Source organism: Peptoniphilus ovalis, from assembly GCF_018919265.1.
In the GTDB taxonomy this organism is placed as follows: Bacteria; Bacillota; Clostridia; order Tissierellales; family Peptoniphilaceae; genus Peptoniphilus_A; species Peptoniphilus_A ovalis.
In genome coordinates, this window is sequence record NZ_JAHLQO010000006.1 from 134,702 (window position 1) to 159,906 (window position 25,205).

At 29.7% G+C, this 25,205-nt stretch carries 24 protein-coding genes; 22 read left to right on the plus strand and 2 right to left on the minus strand.

Annotated features, from left to right (window positions below):
- Window positions 1–189: 189 nt before the first annotated feature.
- The 10 genes from KQI68_RS09370 to KQI68_RS09415 all read left to right on the plus strand — a co-directional run bounded on the left by KQI68_RS09370 (window position 190) and on the right by KQI68_RS09415 (window position 9,472).
- Window positions 190–1,122, plus strand: a complete 933-nt coding sequence (locus tag KQI68_RS09370) for a CPBP family intramembrane glutamic endopeptidase (RefSeq protein ID WP_216549860.1) — start codon at window positions 190–192, stop codon at window positions 1,120–1,122.
- Window positions 1,123–1,249: 127 nt separating this feature from the next.
- Complete coding sequence (locus KQI68_RS09375) at window positions 1,250–1,975, plus strand: YebC/PmpR family DNA-binding transcriptional regulator (RefSeq protein ID WP_216549861.1); 726 nt, start codon at window positions 1,250–1,252, stop codon at window positions 1,973–1,975.
- Window positions 1,975–2,634, plus strand: a complete 660-nt coding sequence (deoC, locus tag KQI68_RS09380; RefSeq protein WP_216549862.1) for a deoxyribose-phosphate aldolase — start codon at window positions 1,975–1,977, stop codon at window positions 2,632–2,634. Before KQI68_RS09375 ends, deoC begins: the two co-directional genes overlap by 1 nt.
- A complete protein-coding gene (gene lgt / locus KQI68_RS09385) occupies window positions 2,631–3,386 on the plus strand; it encodes a prolipoprotein diacylglyceryl transferase (protein ID WP_216549863.1) in 756 nt (251 codons plus the stop codon). Before deoC ends, lgt begins: the two co-directional genes overlap by 4 nt.
- Before the next feature lie 31 nt (window positions 3,387–3,417).
- The gene (locus KQI68_RS09390) at window positions 3,418–4,029 is read left to right on the plus strand and encodes an epoxyqueuosine reductase QueH (protein WP_216549864.1); all 612 of its coding nucleotides are present in this window, start codon (window positions 3,418–3,420) and stop codon (window positions 4,027–4,029) included.
- Window positions 4,026–5,216, plus strand: a complete 1,191-nt coding sequence (locus KQI68_RS09395) for a CapA family protein (RefSeq protein ID WP_216549865.1) — start codon at window positions 4,026–4,028, stop codon at window positions 5,214–5,216. The genes KQI68_RS09390 and KQI68_RS09395 overlap by 4 nt, the downstream gene beginning before the upstream one ends.
- Window positions 5,213–5,902, plus strand: coding sequence for a tRNA1(Val) (adenine(37)-N6)-methyltransferase (locus KQI68_RS09400; protein WP_216549866.1), 690 nt, complete (start codon window positions 5,213–5,215; stop codon window positions 5,900–5,902). Before KQI68_RS09395 ends, KQI68_RS09400 begins: the two co-directional genes overlap by 4 nt.
- On the plus strand, window positions 5,899–6,690 hold the full coding sequence (rsmI, locus tag KQI68_RS09405; RefSeq protein WP_216549867.1) for a 16S rRNA (cytidine(1402)-2'-O)-methyltransferase: 792 nt from the start codon (window positions 5,899–5,901) through the stop codon (window positions 6,688–6,690). The genes KQI68_RS09400 and rsmI overlap by 4 nt, the downstream gene beginning before the upstream one ends.
- Window positions 6,687–7,631, plus strand: a complete 945-nt coding sequence (locus tag KQI68_RS09410; RefSeq protein WP_216549868.1) for a DNA double-strand break repair nuclease NurA — start codon at window positions 6,687–6,689, stop codon at window positions 7,629–7,631. Before rsmI ends, KQI68_RS09410 begins: the two co-directional genes overlap by 4 nt.
- Before the next feature lie 8 nt (window positions 7,632–7,639).
- Window positions 7,640–9,472 (plus strand): ATP-binding protein, encoded by a 1,833-nt coding sequence (locus KQI68_RS09415; RefSeq protein ID WP_216549869.1) that lies wholly within the window; start codon window positions 7,640–7,642, stop codon window positions 9,470–9,472.
- Between the two features lie 119 nt (window positions 9,473–9,591).
- Here the strand turns inward: KQI68_RS09415 and nox are convergent, their stop codons facing one another.
- Together nox and KQI68_RS09425 are read right to left on the minus strand one after the other, a co-directional pair.
- A complete protein-coding gene (nox, locus tag KQI68_RS09420; protein WP_216549870.1) occupies window positions 9,592–11,046 on the minus strand; it encodes a H2O-forming NADH oxidase in 1,455 nt (484 codons plus the stop codon).
- Window positions 11,047–11,188: 142 nt separating this feature from the next.
- A complete protein-coding gene (locus KQI68_RS09425) occupies window positions 11,189–11,668 on the minus strand; it encodes a hypothetical protein (protein ID WP_216549871.1) in 480 nt (159 codons plus the stop codon).
- Window positions 11,669–11,789: 121 nt separating this feature from the next.
- On the opposite strand from KQI68_RS09425, the gene KQI68_RS09430 reads away from it, so the two are divergent.
- From KQI68_RS09430 to rdgB, 12 genes are all read left to right on the plus strand, one after another.
- Window positions 11,790–13,310: a YifB family Mg chelatase-like AAA ATPase gene (locus KQI68_RS09430; RefSeq protein ID WP_216549872.1), complete on the plus strand. Its 1,521-nt coding sequence runs from the start codon at window positions 11,790–11,792 to the stop codon at window positions 13,308–13,310.
- 1 nt (window position 13,311) lies between these two features.
- Window positions 13,312–14,391, plus strand: a complete 1,080-nt coding sequence (gene dprA, locus KQI68_RS09435; RefSeq protein WP_216549873.1) for a DNA-processing protein DprA — start codon at window positions 13,312–13,314, stop codon at window positions 14,389–14,391.
- Window positions 14,392–14,405: 14 nt separating this feature from the next.
- Window positions 14,406–16,487: a type I DNA topoisomerase gene (gene topA, locus KQI68_RS09440; RefSeq protein WP_216549874.1), complete on the plus strand. Its 2,082-nt coding sequence runs from the start codon at window positions 14,406–14,408 to the stop codon at window positions 16,485–16,487.
- Window positions 16,480–17,922, plus strand: coding sequence for a GspE/PulE family protein (locus KQI68_RS09445; RefSeq protein WP_216549875.1), 1,443 nt, complete (start codon window positions 16,480–16,482; stop codon window positions 17,920–17,922). Before topA ends, KQI68_RS09445 begins: the two co-directional genes overlap by 8 nt.
- Window positions 17,919–19,088, plus strand: coding sequence for a type II secretion system F family protein (locus tag KQI68_RS09450; RefSeq protein ID WP_216549876.1), 1,170 nt, complete (start codon window positions 17,919–17,921; stop codon window positions 19,086–19,088). Before KQI68_RS09445 ends, KQI68_RS09450 begins: the two co-directional genes overlap by 4 nt.
- Before the next feature lie 8 nt (window positions 19,089–19,096).
- A complete protein-coding gene (locus KQI68_RS09455; RefSeq protein WP_216549877.1) occupies window positions 19,097–19,474 on the plus strand; it encodes a prepilin-type N-terminal cleavage/methylation domain-containing protein in 378 nt (125 codons plus the stop codon).
- 34 nt (window positions 19,475–19,508) lie between these two features.
- Window positions 19,509–20,198, plus strand: coding sequence for a prepilin peptidase (locus tag KQI68_RS09460; protein ID WP_246541302.1), 690 nt, complete (start codon window positions 19,509–19,511; stop codon window positions 20,196–20,198).
- A 3-nt stretch (window positions 20,199–20,201) separates the two neighbouring features.
- Window positions 20,202–21,458, plus strand: a complete 1,257-nt coding sequence (locus KQI68_RS09465; protein ID WP_216549879.1) for a type IV pilus biogenesis protein PilM — start codon at window positions 20,202–20,204, stop codon at window positions 21,456–21,458.
- A gap of 28 nt (window positions 21,459–21,486) precedes the next feature.
- Window positions 21,487–22,470, plus strand: a complete 984-nt coding sequence (locus KQI68_RS09470) for an AIR synthase related protein (RefSeq protein ID WP_216549880.1) — start codon at window positions 21,487–21,489, stop codon at window positions 22,468–22,470.
- 67 nt (window positions 22,471–22,537) lie between these two features.
- Entirely contained in the window at window positions 22,538–23,884 is a 1,347-nt protein-coding gene (locus KQI68_RS09475; protein ID WP_216549881.1) for an N-acetylmuramoyl-L-alanine amidase, read from the plus strand.
- Between the two features lie 10 nt (window positions 23,885–23,894).
- Complete coding sequence (gene rph / locus KQI68_RS09480) at window positions 23,895–24,611, plus strand: ribonuclease PH (protein WP_216549882.1); 717 nt, start codon at window positions 23,895–23,897, stop codon at window positions 24,609–24,611.
- Window positions 24,612–24,618: 7 nt separating this feature from the next.
- Window positions 24,619–25,203 (plus strand): RdgB/HAM1 family non-canonical purine NTP pyrophosphatase, encoded by a 585-nt coding sequence (gene rdgB / locus KQI68_RS09485; RefSeq protein WP_216549883.1) that lies wholly within the window; start codon window positions 24,619–24,621, stop codon window positions 25,201–25,203.
- Window positions 25,204–25,205 lie beyond the last annotated feature (2 nt).

The following is a 25,205-nucleotide window of genomic DNA, read 5'->3' on the forward strand; positions in this document are numbered from 1 at the left end:
CATGAATAAAAATAGTGGACTGTTAATTGCATTCATTACTTGAATAGTAGTTTTAATTATGGAAAGTTTTGTAACCTAAACTTAATTTATGAAGTAGTAATTTGGTTTTTAATTTATTTTGTAATAGATATTATATTTAAGGGAATATCTAAGATATCTATTAATAGTAATAAAAAAGAGGGATTTAATATGAACATAAAAAAAGAGACAGTTTATTTCACGAGTATAGTTATTTTACTGAGTCTTTTGGTAGATATTACAGGAAAGTTTTTTTATAATATAGAAAAGGTAGGAATTATAACACTTATTGGGAGCTTAATCCCTGCGGCAGTTGTATTTTTGTTAGAAAAAAATTTTAAGTTAAAAGATTTGTTTAAAGATAAATTAAGTTTAATATACATATTATATTCTATATTATTTATAACATTTTACATATTGTCATTTTTTTCTGAAAAAGTTTTTAATAATATAGATTACGTTGTATATTTAGGTTGGGCAGTTAGCCTTTATATACTTACAATTGATAACAAAGTCTTAAAAGGAAAATTTAATTTAGGTGTGTTAATTAAATGGGCCATTGTCGTAATTATATTAGATGTGTTTAGATTGGGTATAATGGGTTATTATTATACATCAGAAATTGATTTTAATGATCTTTTCAGCAGGGTAATAGGAGTATTTACGGTAGGATTAGTAAGTACAATTTCTAATTTTATATTTACGATGGGCGAAGAATATGGATGGAGGTATTTTTTACAAACAAGGTTGCAATCACTTTTTGGAAAAAGAAGAGGAGTTTTAATAACTGGTTTCATATGGGGCTTGTTTCATATACCATTGTATGGTCTGATATTTTATAACGGTTTAGAGAGCGTTTTTGCAAGTATAGAAATTACCATATTCTGTATTACTTTTGGAATAGTATTGGGACTAATTTATATGGAAAGTAGAAGTGTCATTATAGTGACATTTATTCATCTTATGCATAATATGTTTATGGCAAATCTGTTGAGTACAGGTAGTAATCAAGATTTTATTTTTACTAAAGGATTCTTAATTGTATCAGTATTAACATCAGTAATTTTTTATACTCCATTTTTATTAAATAAGAAATATAATTAAGCAATAGTAAAAGATATCAGTTTTATTTGAAAGCCCATGGTATTGACCTTTTGAAAGTTTATGTAATATAATAATCTATATGCAAAAATTAGATTTTATTAATTTATATAAATAGAAAGGTGATTATATGTCAGGACACTCAAAGTGGAACAATATTAAAAATAAAAAAGGCAAGGAAGATGCTAAGAGAGGTAAAATTTTTACTAAACTTGCAAGACAAATTACTGTAGCAGCTAAGGAAGGTGGACTTGATCCAGATTACAATCCATCTCTTAAGGTTGCAATTGATAAGGCAAAGGCAGAAAATATGCCTAATGACAACATTGATAGAGCAATTGCAAAAGCAGGCGGTGCTGATAGTGATGATAACTTTGAAGAAATTACTTATGAAGGTTATGGTCCAGGTGGAGTTGCAGTAATGGTTAAATGTCTTACAGACAATAGAAATAGAACTGCTCCAGAAATTCGTCACGCTTTTGATAAATACAGTGGAAATCTTGGTCAACCTGGATGTGTATCTTTTATGTTTGATCAAAAGGGACAACTTGGTGTTGAAAAAGAAGGACTAGATGAAGATGAGTTTACACTTTCTGCAATTGATTATGGTGCAGAAGATGTAATCGACAGAGGAGAAGCCTTTGAAATCTTAACTTCAGTTGATGATTATCACAATGTTAGAAAGTCACTTGAAGATGATGGTTATAGTTTCATTGAATCTGATATAACTTATATTCCTCAAACAACTGCAAGCTTAACTGATGAAGAAGATATTAAAAATATGGAAAAATTAATTGATGTTCTTGAAGATAATGATGATGTTCAAGATGTTTACACTTCATGGGAGAGAGATTAATGGAAATAAATAGAATTATCGACCATACACTACTAAAGCCAGAATCAACTGAAGAACAAATTGAAAAATTAGTCCAAGAAGCTAAGGAATATGATTTTTATTCAGTATGTGTAAATCCAACTTGGGTAGAAAAATGCTCTGAGCTTCTTAAAAATTCAAACACTAAGGTTTGTACAGTTATTGGATTTCCACTGGGAGCAAACACAAAAGAAACTAAGGTCTTTGAAGCAATTGATGCAATTGAAAAAGGCGCAGATGAAATTGATATGGTTATAAATATTGGCTATATTAAATCAGGAAAATTTACAGAAGTAGAAGAAGAAATTAGAGAAATTGCAAAAGCATGCCACGAAAGAGATGCACTACTTAAAGTAATTTTAGAAAACTGTCTATTGACTAAGGAAGAAGTTGAAAAAGCTTCTAAAATTTCTGAAAGTGCTGGTGCTGACTTTATTAAAACTTCTACAGGCTTTTCAACATCAGGTGCTGATGTAGACGATGTAGCACTTATGAGAAAATCAGTATCAGATAAGGTAAAGGTTAAAGCAAGTGGCGGAATTAGAGATTATAAAAAAGCTAAAGAAATGATAGATGCAGGAGCAGACAGACTTGGTGTTTCTGCAGGAGTAGAAATAGTTAAAGAAAGTAAAAACCTATGAACATAAATCCTGTGGCCTTTTCAATTTTTGGAATTGAAGTAAGGTGGTATGGAATTCTAATTGCCCTTGGAGTTTATCTTGCAATTACAATTTTAGAAAAGATGGCTCAAAAGAAAAATTATAAAAATGGACTTTATGAAGGAGTTTCCTACGATATAGGTCTTATTGCAGTTTTAATTGGAGTAATTGGTGCAAGGCTTTATTATGTATCCTTTGAATGGGATTATTATAGTAAGCACTTAAACGAAATTTTTGCCATACGAAATGGTGGACTTGCAATTTATGGAGGAATTATTGCGGGTGCTTTAACTGTCTATGTGTTTTGTAAAATCAAAAATATTAAGTTTGCAACACTTGCAGATTGTGTTGCACCAGGACTTGCTCTTGCTCAGTCCATAGGCAGATGGGGTAATTTCTTTAATGGAGAGGCTCATGGTGGTCCTACCGATGTGCCCTGGGCAATTGTAGTAGATGGAGTTAAAGTTCATCCTACATTTTTCTACGAATCTTTTGTAAACTTTTTACTCTTTATATTTTTGTATTTCTTCTTATCTAAGAAGCAAAAGTTTGAAGGACAATTATTTGCAGTTTATATGATGGTTTATGGAGCGGCAAGATTTATAATAGAAGGAATGAGGACAGATTCTCTTTACATTGGAAGTTTTAGAGTTTCTCAAATTGTAAGTATTTTACTTTTAATTTTTGGAGCTTTAATATATTATTTTGGAAATAAAAGAAAATTTACAGACTAGCCTAGCTAGTCTAATTTTTTAGGTGATTTATGTGAATAAGATTAATTACAATCTAGAAATGGAAAAAATTATAAAAAAGATAGATTTAGAGAATAAACCAAGACTTCTTCTTCACTCATGTTGCGGTCCATGCTCATCTGCAGTCTTAGAAAGAATTAATGAGTATTTTGATATGGATATTTTTTATTACAATCCAAATATTGATTCTTCTTCTGAATTTTACAGACGTGCTGATGAACAGAAGGATTTGGTAAAATATTTAGATTTAGATGATAAAATAGGAGTAGAGGTGGTTAAATACAATCACGATGAATTTCTAGATTATATTAAGGGATTTGAAGAGTACGAAGAAGGCGGAGCAAGATGCTTTAAGTGCTACAGACAGAGGATGGAAAGAGCAGCAGAGTATTCCAAGGAAAATAATTACGATTATTTTACTACTACACTTTCCATTTCGCCTCACAAGGATTCTCAAATTTTAAATAAAATTGGCGAAGATATTTCAAAAAAAATTGGAGTAAAATATCTTTATTCAGATTTTAAAAAGAAAAATGGTTTTAAGAGATCAGTTGAGCTAACTGATGAATTTAACATGTATAGACAAGATTATTGCGGATGTGAATTTAGTAAGGTAGAGAGATGAAAAATTTTAAATATATTTTTATTTCCTTTGTAATTTTAGTTCTGACTGCTGGACTTTTTATAATAGGTTCGAATTATAACAATATTATGGGAAATAAGAAAGAAATTATTGAAAATAAAAAAGAGATTACACCAAATAAAAAAGATAAAAAAGAAATTCCACAAAAATCTCGAGTTGAAATTTTTGCTATGGGAGATATGATTTTTCACAGACCTATTGTAAAAAATTACGCGGTGGAAAATTCTTATGACTTCACTCCAATTTTTAACAATATTTCTGGGGAAATAAAAAGTGTAGATATTGCAGTTGCAAATTTTGAAGGCTCTGTAAATTCTAACAGGGCTCTCTCAGGCTTTCCACTTTTTAATTTTCCAAAGGAGAGTATTTATTCACTAAAAAATGTAGGCTTTGATGTACTTTCAACATCAAATAATCATGCCCTTGACACTGGAATCGATGGTGTTCATGAGACGATAAATCACATTAAAGAAAGTGGAATGGAAGTTTTCGGGACTTTAAAAGAAGATAGTGTCGATAAGGGAATTGTAATTGAGAAAAATGGAATAAAAATTGGATTTATTTCTTTTACAGACACTTTAAATGGCATGGATTCTTTAATGAATGGAAGAGAATACAGCGTAAACACCTTTGGGCAAGACTTTATGACTGATATATCCAATTTAAAAGCAAAATCTGATATTGTCATTGTCTATCCTCACTGGGGAAATGAATATCAATTTAGACCAACTGAAAGACAAATTTTCTTAAAGGACAATATGCAGCAAGCTGGTGCAGATATAATTCTTGGCTCACATCCCCATGTTCTTCAAAGATATGAAGTTGAGGATAGAGATAATAAAAAGTTTTTCACAATATACTCCATGGGGAATGCACTTTCAAACCAAAGAGTTGTAAATTTAAAGAAAAAAGGTGTTGAGACTGGAGTTTTTGTAAAATTAATTGTGGAAAAAGATTTAAATTCCAATGTCACAAAATTAGTTGAATACGGAGTTTATCCAACAATGGTCAATAGATATCACGGCGGAAGAGGTTTAATATATGATGTTGTAAAGCTTGAAGACTTAATGGATGGCGGAAGACTTTCAGATACTGCAACTGAATCATTAAGAAGAGATGCGGCAAATAAATACACAGAAGCTATAAAAGTTTTAAAGGGAGAAATATGAAATTAGACAAAGTTCCTGGTACAGAATATACAATTTATCAAGGAGAAGATGAATTTAAATACACAACTGATTCACTGATTTTGTCTTCTTTTGTAAAGCCAAATAAAAAGTTAATGGACTTAGGATGTGGAACGGGCATTTTAAGTTTAAGACTTGTTAATAGATATGAAGAAATTTATTCAGTTGATATTAATAAAAAAGTATTAGATTATTTTGAAAAATCAGTGCGTGCTAATGATTTAGAATATAAAATTAAAATTCTAAATGAGGATATTTTTAATTTAAGAGATAAATTTAAGACAAATTCTTTTGACTCTATTGTATTTAATCCGCCATATTACAATTATGAGATTTTTTCTGAAAATAAAATAATTGCAAAACATGACTTCAATATTGAGAAATCCCTAGAAATTGTAAAATATTTACTTAAAAACTCGGGAAATCTTTATATAATTTTTCCTACCTTTAGACTAGCAGAACTGATTTATAAAATTAACGAGAAAGGTCTTAGAGTTAAGCATATTATAAATATTCATGGAAATAGGGAAAAAGAAGCTAAAAATTCTATAATTATTGCAAAGAAGCAAGGTAACTTTGGAAACGAGTTTTTAGATTTTTACATAAGAGAGAAAGATAATTACACAGAAGAGATGCAGAAAGTCTATGCAAATGAGGTGCTTATATGATTTATTTTTGCCCAACTCCCATAGGAAATTTGGGAGATATAACTCTTAGGACAATTGAAATTTTAAAATCTGTGGATATAGTTTTTGCAGAGGACACAAGAGTTACAATTAAACTTTTAAACCACTACGACATAAAGGCAAAGCTTGAAACTTATCACAAATTCAATGAAAGCTATATGTCTGATAAAATTTTAGAAATTAAAGATAAAGACATAGCAATTGTAACTGATGCGGGAATGCCAGGGATAAGCGATCCTGGAGAAGTTCTTGTAAAAAAATTAATTGAAGAAAATATTGAATTTAGAGTTTTACCTGGTGCAAATGCGGCGCTAACTGCACTTGTGCTTTCTGGACTTGATACAGAGCACTTCACATTTTATGGATTTACTGGAAACAAATCCTCATCAAGAAAAAAGGAGTTCGAATCTTTAAAGGATTTAAAATTCACTTTAATTTTCTACGAATCACCTCATAGAGTGAGAGATTTTTTAGAAGATATGCTAGAAGTTTTTGGTGACAGAAAGATTTCAATTTCCCGCGAGATTACAAAAGTTTTTGAGGAGACAATTCGTGGAAATATTTCTGAAATCTTAGAAGGAGAAATTACAGAAAAGGGCGAATTTGTAATTGTAGTAAGCGGCAATGATGAAGAATTGATTTACGACATAAAAGCCTTATTAATAGAAGAAATTGAAAAGGGACTCACAAAATCTAAGGCAGTTAAAGAAGTTTCTAAAAAATATGGACTTTCAAAAAATGAAGTTTACAAGGAGAGTTTGGAATTATGATTGATTTACAGGAACTTAGGGAACAACTTCAGGGAGTAAATATTGGCTTAAAGGAAAAGTACAATCCAATTTTTAAAATTGGCAAAGAAGATTTTAGAAATAAATTAAAATTTGAAATAGGAAGACTTATAAAGCTTAGAAAACTTGATAAGTGTGAAATGAATAAGTATAAAAAAACTGTAGGAGTAGATGGGTCTAACAATAGAGCAGGAGGAGCATTTCCTCACTTTATAGAAATTTTTCAAGGCCTTGCAAAGTCCACTGACGGAAGTGAGCTTTATAAAACTGATGTCTACACGCCAACACTTATGCCCTCAGAAGAGGACAAAAATATGTCTCAAAGACTTCTTGCAAGTATAGAAATCCAAACTGCTTTGGAATTCATTGACACTTATGATTTAGATTATCTAATGATGGATGGCGGATTTATTAGATATAAAATTAACTGCTTGGATTTATTTAGAGAGTTAAGAGAAGTTTGCGAGAGGAAAAATATTATTTTATTTGGAGTTATCAAGGACATTAAAACCAATGTAATTTCAAGAAAGTTAGAGCTTGACACAGGAATTTATGACAGAGAAATTTTATTTAATAGACTAAATATTGGTGAGGCAATTATTATCAATAACGAAATCAATAAAAAGTATATCGAAAATGAATTGGGCGAGGGATTTTCTTCTGCTTTTATGAGGACTTCAAGCTTTCCGGGAGCAACGGGAATTGATATACTAGACACTCAAGAGGAATACCTTGATGAAATTTGTAATTTAATCTACACTCTGACTCCTCACAATTCAAGGGGAGTGCCGCTATGGCTTGACATTGTGGACAAAGATGTAAAAATTACTGATGAGATTTTAAAGATGATGCTTGAAGAATACTTAGACAGAGATGTTTATGAGAGATTTTTTATTTCTGAAAGAGATAAGAGAACATTATAGGAGGAAAAATGAAAGTACTTGGAATAACAACTACTAGAGAAGTCTATGTGGGTTCAAAGGATAAAAATTTTAGAAACAATGAATTTTTAATAGTTGAAGATCCAGTTCAAGGAGATATAATTGGAGAAATTGTTGATGCGAAGACTTTTAACAGATTTATTCCCCTTGATATGGGAGGAGATTTCATTGACTCCGATGTGCTGGCATCTCTTGGAAATATGGGATACGATGTTTCTGATGAGACAGTTTATATAGGAAAGCTTAGATTTTTTGAAGAGCTTTTATATCCTCCAATTACTGGAAGTGATCTTAGAACTCCAAAATTTCATGAGATTAAAAGCTTTTTAATTGATTCACTTCCTTCTAAATCTCTTGTGCTTGGCTCAATTAAAAATACTGATAATATTGCAGAAGATATGGAAGATGTTTTTAAAGATATTTTCTATACTTTTGAAAATGAGAGTTTTATAAATCAAAGAGAGCTGCCATATTTATTTGATTACCGCTCAATGCACAACTATCCTCATATAGGAGTTTTTGGAGGAAGTGGTAGTGGTAAGAGTTTTGGTCTTAGAGTAATTTTAGAAGAGTTAATGGAAAAAGGAGTTCCTGCAGTTGTAATGGATCCTCATTATGAAATGGATTTTTCAACTAATTCAGAAATTTCAGAATTTGATTACAAGGATTATTTCAAATGTCTAGAAATTGGAATTGACTGCGGAATTAAATTTCAAGATTTGCAAAAATCAGACCTTAAAAATTTATTAAATGCAGCATCTCCTCTTACAGATTCAATGAAAAATGTAATCGACCTAATGCTTAAGAAAGGATCAAGTTTTGACAGTTTTAAAAATAGACTTGAAATGCTTCTTGAGGGTCAAGAAATTGGATCAAAGGAAAAAATTGAGCAGGAAATTGCAATGGAGCCAGAGCCTGAAAGAGCACAAAGACTTGAAATGGTACTTGATGTCTACGAAAGATACGACAAAACTTGCAACTCAATGTCTGTTAGAGGAGTTTTGTGGAGGCTTATCAATCTTTCCAATGAAGGAATTTTCTCAAGAAACATTGATGAGATTTTAGATTTACTAAAGAGAAGAAAATTAGTTGTGCTTCAAGGCTCAACGAGAATTATAAATGTATTTTCAACTTATCTTCTTTCAAAATTATATTATTTGAGAAAAGAATATAGAGATGAACTAAATAGAAATAATGTAAAAGCAGATTATTTCCCGCCATTTGTAATTATTACAGATGAAGCGCACAACTTTGCACCTAAAGGATATGACACGCCGTCAAAGAGCATACTTCGTGAAGTATCACAAGAAGGAAGAAAGTATGGAGTATTTTTAATTTTGGCTACACAAAGGCCTACACTTCTTGATGAGACAATAACTGCTCAGCTAAACACAAAACTTATTTTTAGAACAGTTAGAGCATCAGATATTGATACCATAAAAGAAGAAACAGACCTTTCTGTTGATGAAACTAAAAGACTACCTTATTTAAGCTCTGGAGATGTTTTTATTTCATCATCTAAGAAGGGAAGGACTTCCTTTGTAAGAATTAGAGCTGCAAATACAGTATCACCTCACACTGAAAACCCATTTGATGAGCTTACAAGTCATGACGATGAGCAGTATGAAGATTTTTATTTAAAGGTGAAAGAATTCTTGCCAATTGACACTTCAAATATTAACGCTTCTCTTATTAATTACAATACAAAGACAGGCGACAATTTAAGTTATGACGATATGAAAAATAATTTAGAAGAGCTTGTGAAAAGAGAATTTATAGAAAAAGAAGATAATTTCTTGACAGAGATATATAAGGATAAATAAGGAAAAAGAGTCTAGTATGATAAATGTTAGACTCTTGTTCTTATTGGTGGAGTAGTATTAATTAAAAATAAGCATAAATTTGCATAAAAAATCCAGCAATATTAGTTGCTGGATTTCTCTTAAATATATTTAGTTATTATATTTTTAATTTTCTCTAAATCCAAATCTTTTACATCAGTATATTTTTGAAAAATATTCATGATATATTCTGTATTTGCATCACTTTGGATTTTCTTTGTTGTAGCTTGCACAGCAGCCATAGTTATATAATTATATGGTTGATTAAAATGTGGTAAGAAGAAAATATCTGTAAGTGCAAGTTTATCAATAGTTACTTTTTCTTGAATAGCAAGTGAGAACATGTGAATTCCCATAGATATATCATAGTTAGAAGCCATTTGTGCACCTAAAACAACTCTTGTCTTCTTATCATATACAATTCTTATTTTAACTTTAGAATTATCAGCTTTAATAAATGCAGGTTTTTGTAAATCTTCAAAGTCAGTAGATTCTGCATCTATACCTAAACTTTTAGCTTTTTCTAAAGTAATACCAGTTGAAATCATTTTTAAATCATAAATACAAATACCATTTGATCCTTGAACACCATTTAATTCTAGCTTTGTTCCACCAGCATTATGAGCAGCAACTATACCAGTTCTAACTGCATTAGTAGCCAAAGCAATATAAGAAGTTTCATCAATTGCATTGTTATAAATAGTAGCACAATCTCCAACTGCATAAACATCTTTTAAATTTGTTTCTTGTCTATTATTTACAAGGTAGGCACCATTTTTAAATAATTCTATATCATCTTTTCCAAGAGCATTATTAGGTCTAAATCCAATTGATAGTATTACCATATCAGTATAATATTCGCCCTTATCAGTGATAATTTTTTCAACCTTTCCATTGCCTCTTATTTCTGTTACTCTTTGACCAAATTGAAGTTCAATATTATGAGATGCTAAATTATCCCTCATAAGATTTGTAAATTCATGATCATAATAACTTGATAAGCAAGTGTCAGCTTGATCAATTACTCTTACAGTTTTGCCACATCTTTGGAAAGCCTCTGCTAATTCTACTCCAATATAACCTGCACCTACAACAGTTATGTTTTGAATGTGTGGATTTTTTAATTTTTCAATAACTGCTTGAGCATTTTGATATAATTTAACTTGCATTACATTTTCTAAATCTTTTCCTGGAATATTAGGAATTATTGGAAGAGAACCAGTAGCTAAAATAATTTTGTCATAAGATTCTTCTACCTTAGTACCATCATCTAAAGTTGCATAGACTATTTTATTTTCAAAATCAATTCTATCAACTGGACTATTCATATGTATTTTAGCTCCAGCCTCTTCAAGCTTCTCTTTACTTGAGTAGAAAAGTCCCTCAGGCCCATCGATTTGATGACCTATCCATAATGCCATCCCACAACCTAAAAAGCTTATATTTGAATTCTTATCAAATACAATAATTTCGTTATTTTCTTTATAATTTGCTAACAGAGTGTTAATAGCAGCAGTACCTGCATGATTAGCTCCGATTACTATTATTTTTGACATATTTATTCTCCTTTAAATAATGATTATCAATAAACTTATTATATATAATATTTACTCTTTTAAAGTACATCTGTCAAGTATAGTTTAAAAAATTTATATTTATTTACAATAAGTAAAAGTACAACTTAAAGAAGAGTTAAAATCAGTTTACAAAATAAATAATATTTTTATCTTCTATTAAAATGGCGAGATTATAGTAATATGAATTTTCATTAGAAAGAAATAAAATATAAAATCTAGGTGAGTTATTAAAAATTAAATTCCATTCATATTTATCTTTTGAAATTAACAGTTCTGAAAAGTTTTTAAATTCAACTTTGTTTTCAAATTCCTTAAAGCTATAAGAAATTAAATTCATATTATTTTCCATTTGATTTTTTATATCTTTAGATTTATATTCATCTAAAATATATTTATAAATATGATACTTATCTTCTTTATTTTCTATTTCTATTATCTTATTAGGCTCAATCTCTTCAATATCGATTCCAAATCTTTTAAAGTTTTTTGTAAAAATTTCTTTTTCTGAAGTAAGATTTAATAAAATATGAGTAATAGAGAAAATAATTACAGATAATATTAATATAAAACCAACATCTTTAAAATATCTTTTAAAATTCATAAAATCATCTCAAAACAATTTTATCATAATAAAACAAATAAATTAAAGAAATATAAAATTTATGAAAATATTTTCATAATTCATGTTAGAATATAATTAACACTTAATTATAGGAGGACTTATGTATTCTTGCACAAAAACATGTACACTCACTGGGCTTGAAGGATATCCAGTTGATGTTGAAGTTGACCTTTCAAATGGAATGCCGAGAATTAGTCTTGTAGGTCTTGCAGAAACTGCAGTTAGAGAATCTACAGAAAGAGTCAAATCGGCAATAAGAAATTCCGGATACACATTTCCAAATAAAAATATAACTATAAATTTAGCTCCTGCAAATCTTAGAAAAGATGGGTCCCATTTAGACCTTCCCATAGCAGTTGCTATTTTAAGCTGCGATGAAAACCTTGACATGGATTATTCTTCCTATGTATTTTTAGGCGAGCTAACACTTGATGGAAAGATTAATAAAATTCAAGGGGCATTGCCAATGATTATTTCCATGAGGGAAAGGGGATATAGAAAATTTATAGTTCCTTACGAAAATAGGCATGAATGTTCAATAATTTCAGATGTTGAAATATATCCTGCAAACACTCTTGAACAAGTTATCTCATTTATTAAGGGTGAAAGCCAAATAGAAAGATGCTTTGGAAATTTAAAGAGAGAGAAAGTTTCTTTTGATATAGATTTTTCAGACATTAAGGGACAGGAAAATTTAAAAAGAGCAATGGAAATATCTGCCTGTGCGAAATCAAATATTTTAATTTTAGGCTCGCCTGGTTCAGGCAAGACTATGGCTGCCAAGAGATTTCCAACAATACTTCCAGAACTTGACTTTGAAGAAGCAATAGAAGTTACAAAGATTTATTCAATTTCAGGAATTTTAGATGACAAATCTCTAATAACAAAGCCTCCATTTAGAGCACCACATCACACTGCATCAGCAGTTTCATTAATTGGAGGAGGAAAAATTCCAAGACCTGGAGAAATTTCACTTGCAAATAAGGGAGTGCTGTTTTTAGATGAACTGCCAGAATTTTCTAAATCAGTCTTAGAAGTTTTAAGACAACCTATGGAATCTAAGGAAATTACTATATCTCGCGCTAACGCAAATGTTAAGTATCCTTGTGATTTTATTTTAATAGTTGCTCTTAATCCATGTCCTTGCGGATATCACAACTCTAAAATACATGAATGCAATTGCAGTCCATACGAAATTCAAAGATACTTATCTAAAATTTCACATCCACTTTTAGATAGAATTGACATCCATCTTGAAGTTGAAGAAGTTCAATACGACGATATTTCTTCTGATAGGGTTGGAGAAAGTTCAGCAGTTATTAGAGAAAGAGTTAAACATGTGCGTGAAATTCAAAAGGACAGATTTAAAGAAAAATCCTATAAATACAATTCTGAAATTCCAGAAAAGGAAATTAAAAAATACTGCGAGCTAGATTCAAGCTCTAAGAAAATTTTAGAAATGGCTTATAAAAAATACTCCATGTCTGCAAGAACTTACAATAAAATTTTAAAGATTGCTAGGACAATTGCTGATATGGATAATTCAGATAAAATAAAAGAAGATCACTTGCTTGAAAGTATTCAATACAGAACTATGGGCTCAAAATACTGGGGTAATTAATATGAATGAAAGAAATTTTTTAATTTTTCTAAATTCCATAGGCTTTAGCAGCGAGAATTCTCTAAAGATTTTAGATCATTTGCTAGACAATGAAATTCCTCTTGAAGATTTTTCTAAAATAGATTTTCATGAAGAGAAGGTGCTTGTGCCTAGAAGTCAAAAAAAATTAGAAGAATGTATGGATAAATTTGAGTTAATAATTGAAAAAGTAAGTGAAGAATGTATAAAAAAAGATATTAATATTATCACTGTGCTAGATGAAGAATATCCTGAAAGTTTAAGACTAATCGAAGATCCACCTTCAGTTTTATACATTAGGGGCGAATTAAAACTTCACAATCCCATAGCCTTTGTGGGCGCAAGATCTCACTCATCCTATGGAAAAGTTGCAGTTAATAAAATTATTGACGATTTAAGTGCTTATGATTTTACTATTGTCAGTGGAATGGCCTATGGTATTGATTCAATTTCTCACAGAAGAGCTCTTGATAATAATTTATACACTGTCGCAGTTTTAGGGACTGGAGTTGATGTGCCTTATCCTAAGAGCAATCAAAGGCTCTATGAAGAAATTATTGAAAAGGGAGCAGTAATAAGTGAGTTTCCACTTGGAAAGCAAGCAAATACATATACTTTCCCCATGAGAAATAGAATTATCTCGGGTTTATCAAAAGCCGTTGTAATTGCAGAAGCAAAAGATAAGAGCGGAAGTTTAATAACTGCAAGACTTGCTGCAGAACAGGGCAAGGAAGTTTTTGCAATTCCAGGAAATATAAACTCAATTTATTCTGTGGGTACAAATAAATTAATAAGAGATGGAGCAATGCCACTAATTGATATAGAAGATATTTTGACATTTTATCCAGATATAACTGAAGATAATAAGGAAAATGAGATAATAAATTTAGATGCAGATGAGCTTGTGATTTATAATCTCATTCAAAAGGGTATAAATTCAGCCAATGATATTTGCAATAATTTAAATAATGATGTATTTTATATAAATAAGACACTGACCAAACTTGAATTAAAGGGAATAATTGAAAAGATTTCTATGAATGAATTTCAAATTTTAAAATAGAAGGAGATGTAAATTTGGCAAAGAATCTTGTGATTGTTGAGTCGCCGACTAAGGCAAAGACAATAAAAAAGATGCTCGGAAGAAATTACAATGTAATTGCTTCTGTTGGCCATGTTAGGGATTTACCAAAATCTAAATTAGGTATTGATATAGAAAATGATTTTGAACCGCAATATATGAATATATATGGGAAAGGTCCACTAATCAATGAAATAAAAAAAGAAGCAAAAAAAGCTGATAATGTAATACTAGCAACCGACCCCGATAGAGAAGGAGAAGCCATATCATGGCATTTGGCTCACATTCTTCAAATGGATCCTGATGATAAAATTAGAGTAACTTTTAATGAAATTACAAAGGATACTGTTAAAAGAGAAATTAAAAATCCTAGGGAAATTGACATGGATTTAGTTGATGCTCAGCAAGCTAGGCGTGAGCTCGATAGACTTGCAGGGTATAAGATTTCGCCACTTCTTTGGAAAAAGGTAAAGGCCGGACTTTCAGCAGGTCGTGTGCAATCTGTTGTTCTTAAACTAATTTGCGATAGAGAAGAAGAAATAAACGACTTTGTCCCTGAAGAATACTGGACAATTGATGCAGACTTAAGGGCTGGAAGAAGAAAAGTCTTAGTTAACTATTACGGTAGAAAAGAAAATGGAAAATTAAAAAAGAATGAACTTAAATCTGAAAAAGAAGCAGATGAAGTTATTTCAAATATAGATAGGGATAAATTCATTGTAGATGAAATAAAAAAGGGAAAGAGAAGCAGAAAAGCTCCTAAACCTTTTACAACTTCAACTATGCAACAAGAGGGATCAAGAAGAATCAATTTCTCTACAAAAAAGACTATGATGGTTGCGCAAAGTTTATACGAAGGTGTAAATATTCCTAAAGAAGGCTCTGTAGGTCTTATAACTTACATGAGAACTGACTCTACTAGAATTTCTGCTGATGCAAAAAATGCAGCTCTTAACTTTATTGAAAAATCTTATGGGGAAAAATATCTTGGAAGTGCTAAGAAAAGCAGTGCTAAGAAAAATGAAAAAATTCAAGACGCTCACGAATGTATTAGACCTACAGATGTTTTCAAAACTCCTTATTCAATTAAGGATTCACTTTCAAAGGATCAATTCAAACTTTATTCACTAATATGGAGCAGATTCGTAGCATCACTTATGGCTAATGCAGAATACGATACAATTTCTGCAGATATTTTATCTAATATTGAATATTTTAGAATTTCAGGTTCAACTCTTATCTTTGATGGATTTTTAAAAGTTTATGATTATAATTATGAAAAACAAAATGAAATTCCTGAACTAGAGAAGGGTCAAGTCTTAAAATTTAAAGATATTGTAAAAGAGCAACACTTTACAAATCCACCTCCAAGATATAACGAAGCTTCGCTTATTAAAGAACTTGAAGACCTTGGAATTGGCAGACCTTCAACTTATTCACCAACTATTTCAACTCTTCAAAGTAGATATTATGTAGTACTTGAAGAAAAGAAATTTGTTCCAACTGAGCTTGGACTCACAGTAAATGAATTACTAGTTGAAAACTTTGACGATTTAGTGGATAAAGATTTCACTGCGCACATGGAAGACGAACTGGATAAAATTGCAGCTGGAGAAAAACCTTGGAAAAATCTTGTAAGATCTTTCTACGGAAATTTAAAAGAAGATTTAGATAAGGCCTATGAAAATATTGAAAAGGTTGAAATATCCGACCCAGTAACAGATGTGATTTGCGACAAATGTGGCAGAAACATGGTTATAAAAATGGGAAGATATGGAAAATTCTTAGCTTGCCCAGGTTTTCCAGAATGTAGAAACACAAAACCTTTAGTGGAAAAAATAGATGTTAAATGTCCAAAATGTAAAGACGGAGAAATTGTTGTCAAGAGAAGTAAAAAAGGAAGAAAGTTTTTTGGCTGCAGCAATTATCCAGATTGTGATTTTGTGTCATGGAACAAGCCGATTGCCGAAAAATGTCCAAAATGCGGCGAAATTTTAACAGAAACTAATTCAAGAAATAAAAAAATAATCAAATGTAGCAACAACACATGCGATTATAGGAGAGAAGACAATGAATAAACTTTCTTTAAATATAGAAAAATTAGGCGAAAATTATTGCAGGAAAAATTTCATCGCCCCAATTTCTGAGACTTCAGATTATATTTTATTTTTATCACTAAGAGATGATGAATTGCTTAGATATAATCTTAGAAATAAATTAAAGAAAGATATTAAATTTAAAATTTCAACAGCTGATGAAATTAACAATTCTTTAGATGAGATTTATAAAAATGATTTGAGAAGTAGCATTATCACTGATATTAATTCCAAATACAGTGATATTGAAACCTCAGATTATGATGAAGAGAAAGAGGACTCACCTGCAGTTAGAGTTCTCAATCTCATTTTATCTGAAAGCATTGAAAAATCAGCTAGTGATATACATATTGAACCCCGATTTTCAAATATTAGGGTTAGAATTAGAGTTGACGGTTCTCTAGAAGAATTATTTGAGCTGCCACTATCCATATTTCCACATCTTGTTACTAGAGTTAAAATTCTATCAGGACTAGATATTTCTGAAAAGAGACTACCTCAAGATGGTAGGTTTACATTTAAATTTAATGATGATGACATCGACATAAGAGTTGCAACTACTCCAACGGGAAGTGGAGAGAAAATTGTCCTTAGGATTTTAGATATTCAGAGAATTTCTTACACACCTGAAGGAATTGGACTTTATGGAGATAACTTGGATAAAGTTATTAACTTAATAAGTCAGCCATCTGGTTTAATTTTAATTTGTGGACCGACAAGTTCAGGAAAAACTTCAACACTTTATACTATTCTTAGAAAAATCCAAAATAAAAATATTAACATAATGACAATTGAAGATCCTATAGAATACAAAATTGATGGAATTAATCAAATCGAGGTTAATCCTAACACTGGACTTAGTTTTGAGAAAGGTCTAAAGGCAATTTTAAGAATGGATCCAGACAAGATAATGATTGGAGAAATTAGAAATAAAGACACAGCTCATATTGCAATTTCTTCATCTATAACAGGCCACTTAGTTTTATCTACATTACATACAGAAAGTTCACCTGCATCAATTGGAAGACTTGTGGATATGGGGATTGAGCCGTATTTAGTTTCAGCAGGGCTAATTGGAGTAATTTCTCAAAGACTGATAAGAAAATTATGTCCCCATTGCAAAGAAAAGATTAAAAATACAAATCCAATTTTAGGTAGTGAATATGTCTATAGAGCGGTTGGATGCTCACATTGCAACAGCGGTTATCTTGGAAGAATTGCAGTTTTTGAAATAATGATTGTTGATAGTGAAATAAAAGAGATGATTACAAATAAATCTAGCATTAATAAAATTAAAAAAGTTGCAATAGATAAGGGGATGAATACACTATCTTCTGAAATTCTTAAATTAATTGAAGTAGGTGAAACTACTTTCGAAGAATTTTACAAAAACATTCACACAGTAGGTGAAATATGATTTTTAAATACAAAGCTCTAAGTGGTGACAAGGTAATTGTAAATAATATTGATGCAGAAAAACTCGAAGATGCCAAGGATAAAATTAAAAGACAAGGCCTAAGGCCTATAAAAATTGAAGAAAATATTGAATCCACAAATTCTTTTAAAGTAAGAACTAAATTTAATTACAAAGATTTATTTTTATTATTTAAGCAGCTAAGCCTACTTATTGGATCTGGAATAAATGTTGAAAAATCCTTTGACATTTTAAGCTCTCAGTTTAAAAAAGATAAGAGTAGAGTTTTAAAAGAAGTGCTTGAAAATTTAAGAAGTGGAATGGCTCTTTCAGCTTCTATGGAAATTTCTGGTGCCTTTCCAAATCTAGTTACAAAAATGGTTTATGTGGGAGAGAATACCTCAAGCTTAGATAAAATTTTTGAAAACCTATCAAATTATTATTTTAGGAGTAGAGATAATAGGAGCAAAATTATAAATGCACTTTCTTATCCAATAATCCTACTCATCACTTCGATACTTATAATAAATTTTCTGATAATAAATGTAATACCTAGCTTTACAGAAATTTTTCAGTACAATGACAATATTTTGCCATTCCCTACTAGGATAATTATTGCACTATCAAATTTTATATATGAAAATTATATTTTTTTGATTTTATTTTTACTCATATTTCTTATAATATTTTATTATCTTTATAAAAAGAAGACTGAAAATTATCATAAAATTCTACTAAAATCTAATTATTATAAAATGATTGAGACACTTAACTTTACTTTTAATATGAATTTATTGTTAAATTCAGGACTTACTGTTGATAGGAGTTTAGAAATATTAAGCTCCATGGAGAAAAATTTAATATTAAAGGATAAATATAAAAATGTACTTCAGAAAATCAAATCAGGAGAAGCCTTTTGGAAAAGTTTAAAAGAAACTGAAATTTTCCCACAAATTTTAATTTCAATGATTCGGGTGGGAGAAGAATCATCAAGTTTACGAGAAATCTTTAAAGAGATGTCTAAATTCTATGAAGATGAATTGGAAAATCAAAATAAAAGATTTCTTGGAATATTGGGACCTATATTAATTATAATATTGTCCATTTTTGTAGGTTTTATAGTTCTGTCAATTGCACTGCCAATTTTTGACATGGTAAATCAATTTTAGGAGGAGAAATGAAAACAAAGAAACACAGGGGTTTTACCCTACTCGAATTAGTTATTGTAATTGCGATTATTGCAATATTAATTTCTATTGCAGCTATGAGATACAGCAATACCAATCTTGCAGCACAAGCGGCCACTCATAATTCAAATGTCAAGGTAATTAAAAATGCAGCAATTTTATATTTAATTGATAATCCTGAGGCTACTTCTGTTTCTACAGAGAACATAACACCTTATCTTGAAGGTAAGAAAATGCCAAAGCCTGCAAGAGCACTTGGACAAGGAAGTAGTTTTTCTGTAAGTGTTGATCAAAGTGGAGATGTAACAGTTTCTCCTGGACTTGTTAAAGTTTCTGGCGATTCATTGGTTTCTGACAATGAGCAATAATTTAATAGAAATTTTAATATTTTTTTGCATATTCATGATAGGAGGAAGTATTTCTTCTTTCTATCATGTTTTTGTAACTAGAAGAGAAAAGGGTGAAAACTTTTTAATATCAAGATCAAAATGTGATAATTGCAATAAAGTTTTAAAATGTTATGAAATGATTCCAGTTTTTTCTTATTTATTTTTAAAAGGAAGATGTTCAAATTGCAAATCTAAAATTGGTTTAGATAAATTTATAACTGAACTTTTGTCATCAACATTGGCGTTAGTATTTTTCTATAAATATGGATTTTCTATTTTAACAATTTTTGCAATTTTAATTTCGGTTGTTCTAATATTTATCGGTCTTGTTGATTTAAAAACTGGATATATTCACAATATTGATTTAATAATTTTATTAATTTTTGCGGTTTTATACAATCTATTTCTTGGAATTAACATAGTAACTACATTAAAATATGGAGCTATATTATTTGCAATATTTTTTATTATTTATTTTGTGACAAAAATGATGGGTTTAGGAGATGTTTTCTTTGGCTTCATCTTGGGACTTTTTGCAATAAACAATCTCGAAGCTTTTATAATTTTTAAAAACTCTTTTATATTTGCAGCAATTATTTCAATAATTTTGATTCTAATGAAAAGAAAAACTCCAAAAGATGAGATTGCCTTTGGACCTTATATGAGTATGTCAATTTTATATTTTTTGATTTTTTACAGGTGAGTTATGTTTGAGAAAAATAAATATATAATTAGAATAAAAGACGGATATATGGAAATTATCAGTGATTCAAACTCCAATAAATATTCCATGCCTTTTAAAATTTTTAGAGATGGTAATATTTTAGATTATCATCATTTTTATTATAAATTTAAAAAAGCAGTTGATGATCTAGAGATTAAAAAAGATGATAAAGTGGTTTTGACATTGGACTCATCTGAGATTATACATATTAATTACAAGATTCCAAAAATTAAATCAGAGGAAATAAATGATTTTTTAAAGTTAGAATTAGAAGACTATGGAGATTTTAATTTAGATGATTATGAGATTTTTCACAGAGAAAATGAAAAAGAAAATGGTCTCGAGATTTCCATTGATTTAATGCCTTTATTATTTATAAGAGAATTTAAAGAAATTTTAGAAAAACAAGATTTTAAAAATTATGAAATAATTCCAGAGCCATTTCTAATTTCACAAGATGGAAAATTTGCAGAAATTGCTGCTTATTATGTAATTCTAACAGAAATAAGAGATGGCCAGATTTATGAATTTGAAAAAAATTATAATAAAAATACAGAAAATTTAATTATTGATAATAATCTTGAAGAGAAAAATGCGTCAAATATTATAAATAGAAAATATGATCTAGAAGAAAACAAAATAGAGGATGACTTTTTCCTTAAATTTGAAAATTTCTTTATGGATGATTTATATAAAATTGAAAACTTTGCAGGAGAAGATGAAATTAAAATATATGGAAAAATTTCTGATTCAAGTATTATTAAAGATTTAATAGAAAACTACACTAATATAAATTACAAAATAATTGATGAAAAATCTATTTTTAAATATAAAAGCAATAAAAAGAAAGAGAAGAAAAAATTAAATTATATAAATTTCATATTTCCAATAGGAATTTTGGTAATTTTAATTTTTAGCTTTTTTAGAATCAATGAAATAAATAATAAAATAAATTTAATTCCAGAAGTTCAAAGTGAAGTCTCAGAAGTAAAAGATAATTCCAGTGATATTTATCAAGATAAAAATAAAATCTTCTTAGATTATGTAAATGAAATTCAAAAACTAGAAGACAAAGATTTAGTCTTTACAAATTATTCCTTTGAAAATGGAAGGATGATTGTTAGAGGAATTGTAATTGATGAAAATTATCTAAAGAAAAAATTTAAGGACTATAAAATTTTATCAAAGAATATGTACATGGAAAATGGATTTAATAAATTTGAAATACAAATCAAATGATAGTAAAATTTTTACAAAGGGGTGCACAATGGAAATAGGCAAAATAAAAAGTAAAGATTTAGAAAAATATGTATTTGATAATATTACTTCGAATAGAGATGAAGTTTTAATAAATGGTGGAACGGGAATAGACAATGCAGTTCTAGACTTTGGTGGAGACTTAATAGTTACTTCAACAGACCCAATCACAGGTGCTTCAAAAAATATTGGCTCAATTGCAATAAATGTTTCAGTGAATGATGTGGCTTGTCAATGTGCAGATCCTGTGGGAGTTCTGCTTACAATCCTTTTACCTCCAAGCACTACAATAGATGAGCTTGATGAGATTATTAGAGATGCCAATGAAACTTGCAATAGATTAAGTATAGATATTGTTGGTGGGCACACTGAAGTAACTGATGCAGTTACAAAAATTTTACTTTCTACTACTGTAATTGGAAGGGTAAAAGAAGAAAATAGACCTAAGATTGAAGAGATAAAACCAGGAGATGTAGTGGCAGTTTCTAAATACATTGGACTTGAAGGAACAAGCATTATCGCATCAGATGTGGAAGAATTTAGAAATCATTTAAATGAAGAGGAAAGAAAAATTGCTTTAGAACTTCACGAAGAGATTTCTGTTTTAAAAGAATCAAAAATTGCTTCGAAATACAATGTAAGGCATATGCACGATATTACAGAAGGCGGAATTTATGGAGCACTTTGGGAAACTTCCATTGCCATTAATCATGGTATTAAATCAAATTACAAAGACTTTCCAATTTTAAACTTAACAAAAAAAATTGAAGACTTCTATAACATTGACTGTTGCAAATTAATTTCCAGTGGAAGTATGCTAATGGTTTTTGATAAAGATGACTTTGAAAGATTTAAAGAAGAAATGGAAAGAGAAAATATCAAAGTTACAAGAGTTGGTGAAGTCATTGAAGACAAAAAAGCAATTGTATTTAAGGGCGGAGAAGAGATAATTCTAGAAGAGCCAGGATCTGATGAACTTTATAGTGTTATATAATTGTTACAAATTAGTTACAATATTGACAATTTTATTAAAAAACTATAAACTCTACTTGGGTGAAAATATGAAAAAACTATTAAAAATAATTCCATTATCAATGATTTTGCTATTACAGCCAGTTTTTGCAAAAGATTTTTTTAATGTGCGAATTAATAATAATACTTATAAAGTAAGAGAAGCTGGAGTTACAGTTGACAGAAAAGAAATAAAATCAGAATTCAAACCATATATAAAAGAAGGAAGGACTTTTGTTCCTATTCGTGAAGTAACTGAAAGTATTGGAGCTAAAGTTGACTGGAATAATAAGGATAAGAGCGTCACTATTACATTAAATGGCAAAGCTATTCAAATGAAAATAAATAGTAAAGATGTAAAAATTGATGGCAAAAATACTAAAGTTGACAAGGATCAAGTGCCTCAACTTACACTTTACAGCTCTCCAAGAAAAGAAACTAAGACAATGGTTCCACTTAGATTTATTTCAGAAACTTTTGGATATGATGTAGATTGGAATAATGATGCAGTAAGAGCAGAAATAACAACTGTTAAGGCTAAATCTATAACAGAAGATAATACAAAAAATTCAAATAGTAATACAAAGAATCAAGCAAAAACTGTTGCAGAAGAAAAGAAAATTCAATCTATTATTAACGAGCCAACTAATTCAAAACAAAACTACTATCAATCAAATGTAGAAGAAAAAGAAACTGAAAAAATCAATAACAAGATTCAAAAGGGAAATGTCAAAAGCGTTTTTGATGAAGCTGAACTTGATTTAGATGATGTAAAAGTTAAAGAAAAAAGAGTTATAAAAGATAAAATTTATAGCGATGGCAAATTAAAAATTGTAATTGACCCTGGTCATGGCGGAAAGGATTCAGGAGCCATTGCAGTTGATAATAAAACTTACGAGAAAGATTTAAATCTTCAAGTTGGAGAAAAATTATATGAAAAACTTAAATCAAGAGAAGATTTAGATGTAATAATCACTAGAAATAGAGATGAATATGTTAAACTTCTTGATAGAGCTGCACTTTCAAACGACAATGAAGCTGATATATTCTTATCAATTCATTTTAACAGTTCTAACAAAGAAAGCCCAAATGGTATAGAGGTACTTTACGCATCTGAAAAAAATATTCAGATTAAGGAAACTGTGCAAAAGAGTTTTGCACAATGTCTTCAAAATGCACTTATAAAAGAAACTGGGGCATCTAATAGAGGAATTAAAAATAGACCTGCTCTTATAGTTTTAAATAAAACAAAAAATGTATCTGCTCTTGTTGAGCTTGGATTCGTGTCTAATAGAGCTGAGCTTGAAAAATTAAAAGACCCTGATTACATTGATAAATTAGTCAATGGATTATATAATGGAATAGATAATTATATTGACAATTATGTAGTTAAGTGAGAAGGGTAGTATGAGAGAAGATAGACAAAATAACGAAATAAGGGAAATTAAAATAACACCAAATTATCTGGATCATCCAGATGGTTCGGTGTTAATTGAATGTGGAAATACAAAAGTTATATGCACTGTAATGATTGAAAATAAAGTCCCACTTTTTTTAAGAGGAAAGAATAAGGGATGGCTTTCTTGTGAATACTCTATGCTTCCAGGATCAACTCCTACTAGAAAAGTTAGAGATATATCTAGGGGAAAACTTGATGGAAGAAGCAGCGAGATTTCAAGATTAATAGGAAGATCACTAAGAGCATGTATTGATTTAGATAAAATTGGCGAGAGGACAATCTGGATTGACTGCGATGTAATTTCTGCCGATGGAGGAACTAGAACTACTTCAATTACAGGTTCATACATTGCACTTGAAATTGCGATTAAAAAATATTTAAAAGACAAAAAGATAGAAGAAAATCCTCTTATCTGTAAAGTTGGAGCAATTAGCGTTGGAAAAGTTGGAGGAATAAATTTAGTTGATTTGGACTTTAAAGAAGATTCCAATGCCGATGTTGACTTAAATGTAGTAATGAATGACAATTTTGAAATTATTGAAATTCAAGGAACAGGCGAGAGAGATACATTTTCAATTGATGAATTAAATAAGTTCTTAGAAGATGCAAAAGTAGGAATTTCTGACATTTTTAAATATTATGAAATTGTAGAAGATTATATTTGAGGTCTATATGAAAAAAATATTATTATCCACTGACAACAAAAATAAATTAAAAGAAATAAGAGAAATACTTAAGGATTTAGATGTAGAAATTCTTGCAAAATCTGATGTAGAAGGACTGGACTTTGAAGTTGTAGAAGATGCAGACACATTATATGGAAATGCACTTAAAAAGGCAGAGGCAATTGCAGAAAAAGTTGACATCGCAGTTTTAGCTGATGATACTGGACTCTTTGTAAATGCACTTAATGGCGATCCAGGAGTTCATTCAGCAAGATATGCATCAGAGCATGATGATGCAAAAAATAGAGAAAAACTTCTAAATAATTTAAAGGATAAAGAAGATAGATCAGCTTACTTTAAGACACAAATTGTATTAATTGATTCAAAGAAAAACATAATTCCTATAGAAGGAGTTTGTGAAGGAGAAATTATCGAAGAAGAAAGAGGAGACAATGGCTTTGGTTATGACTCAATCTTTATGCCAAAGGGATATGACAAGACCTTTGCAGAAATGAATTCAGAAGAAAAAAATGCCATTAGTCACAGATCTCGTGCACTTGTTAATCTTAAAAAAATGCTAGAAGAAATGTAAAA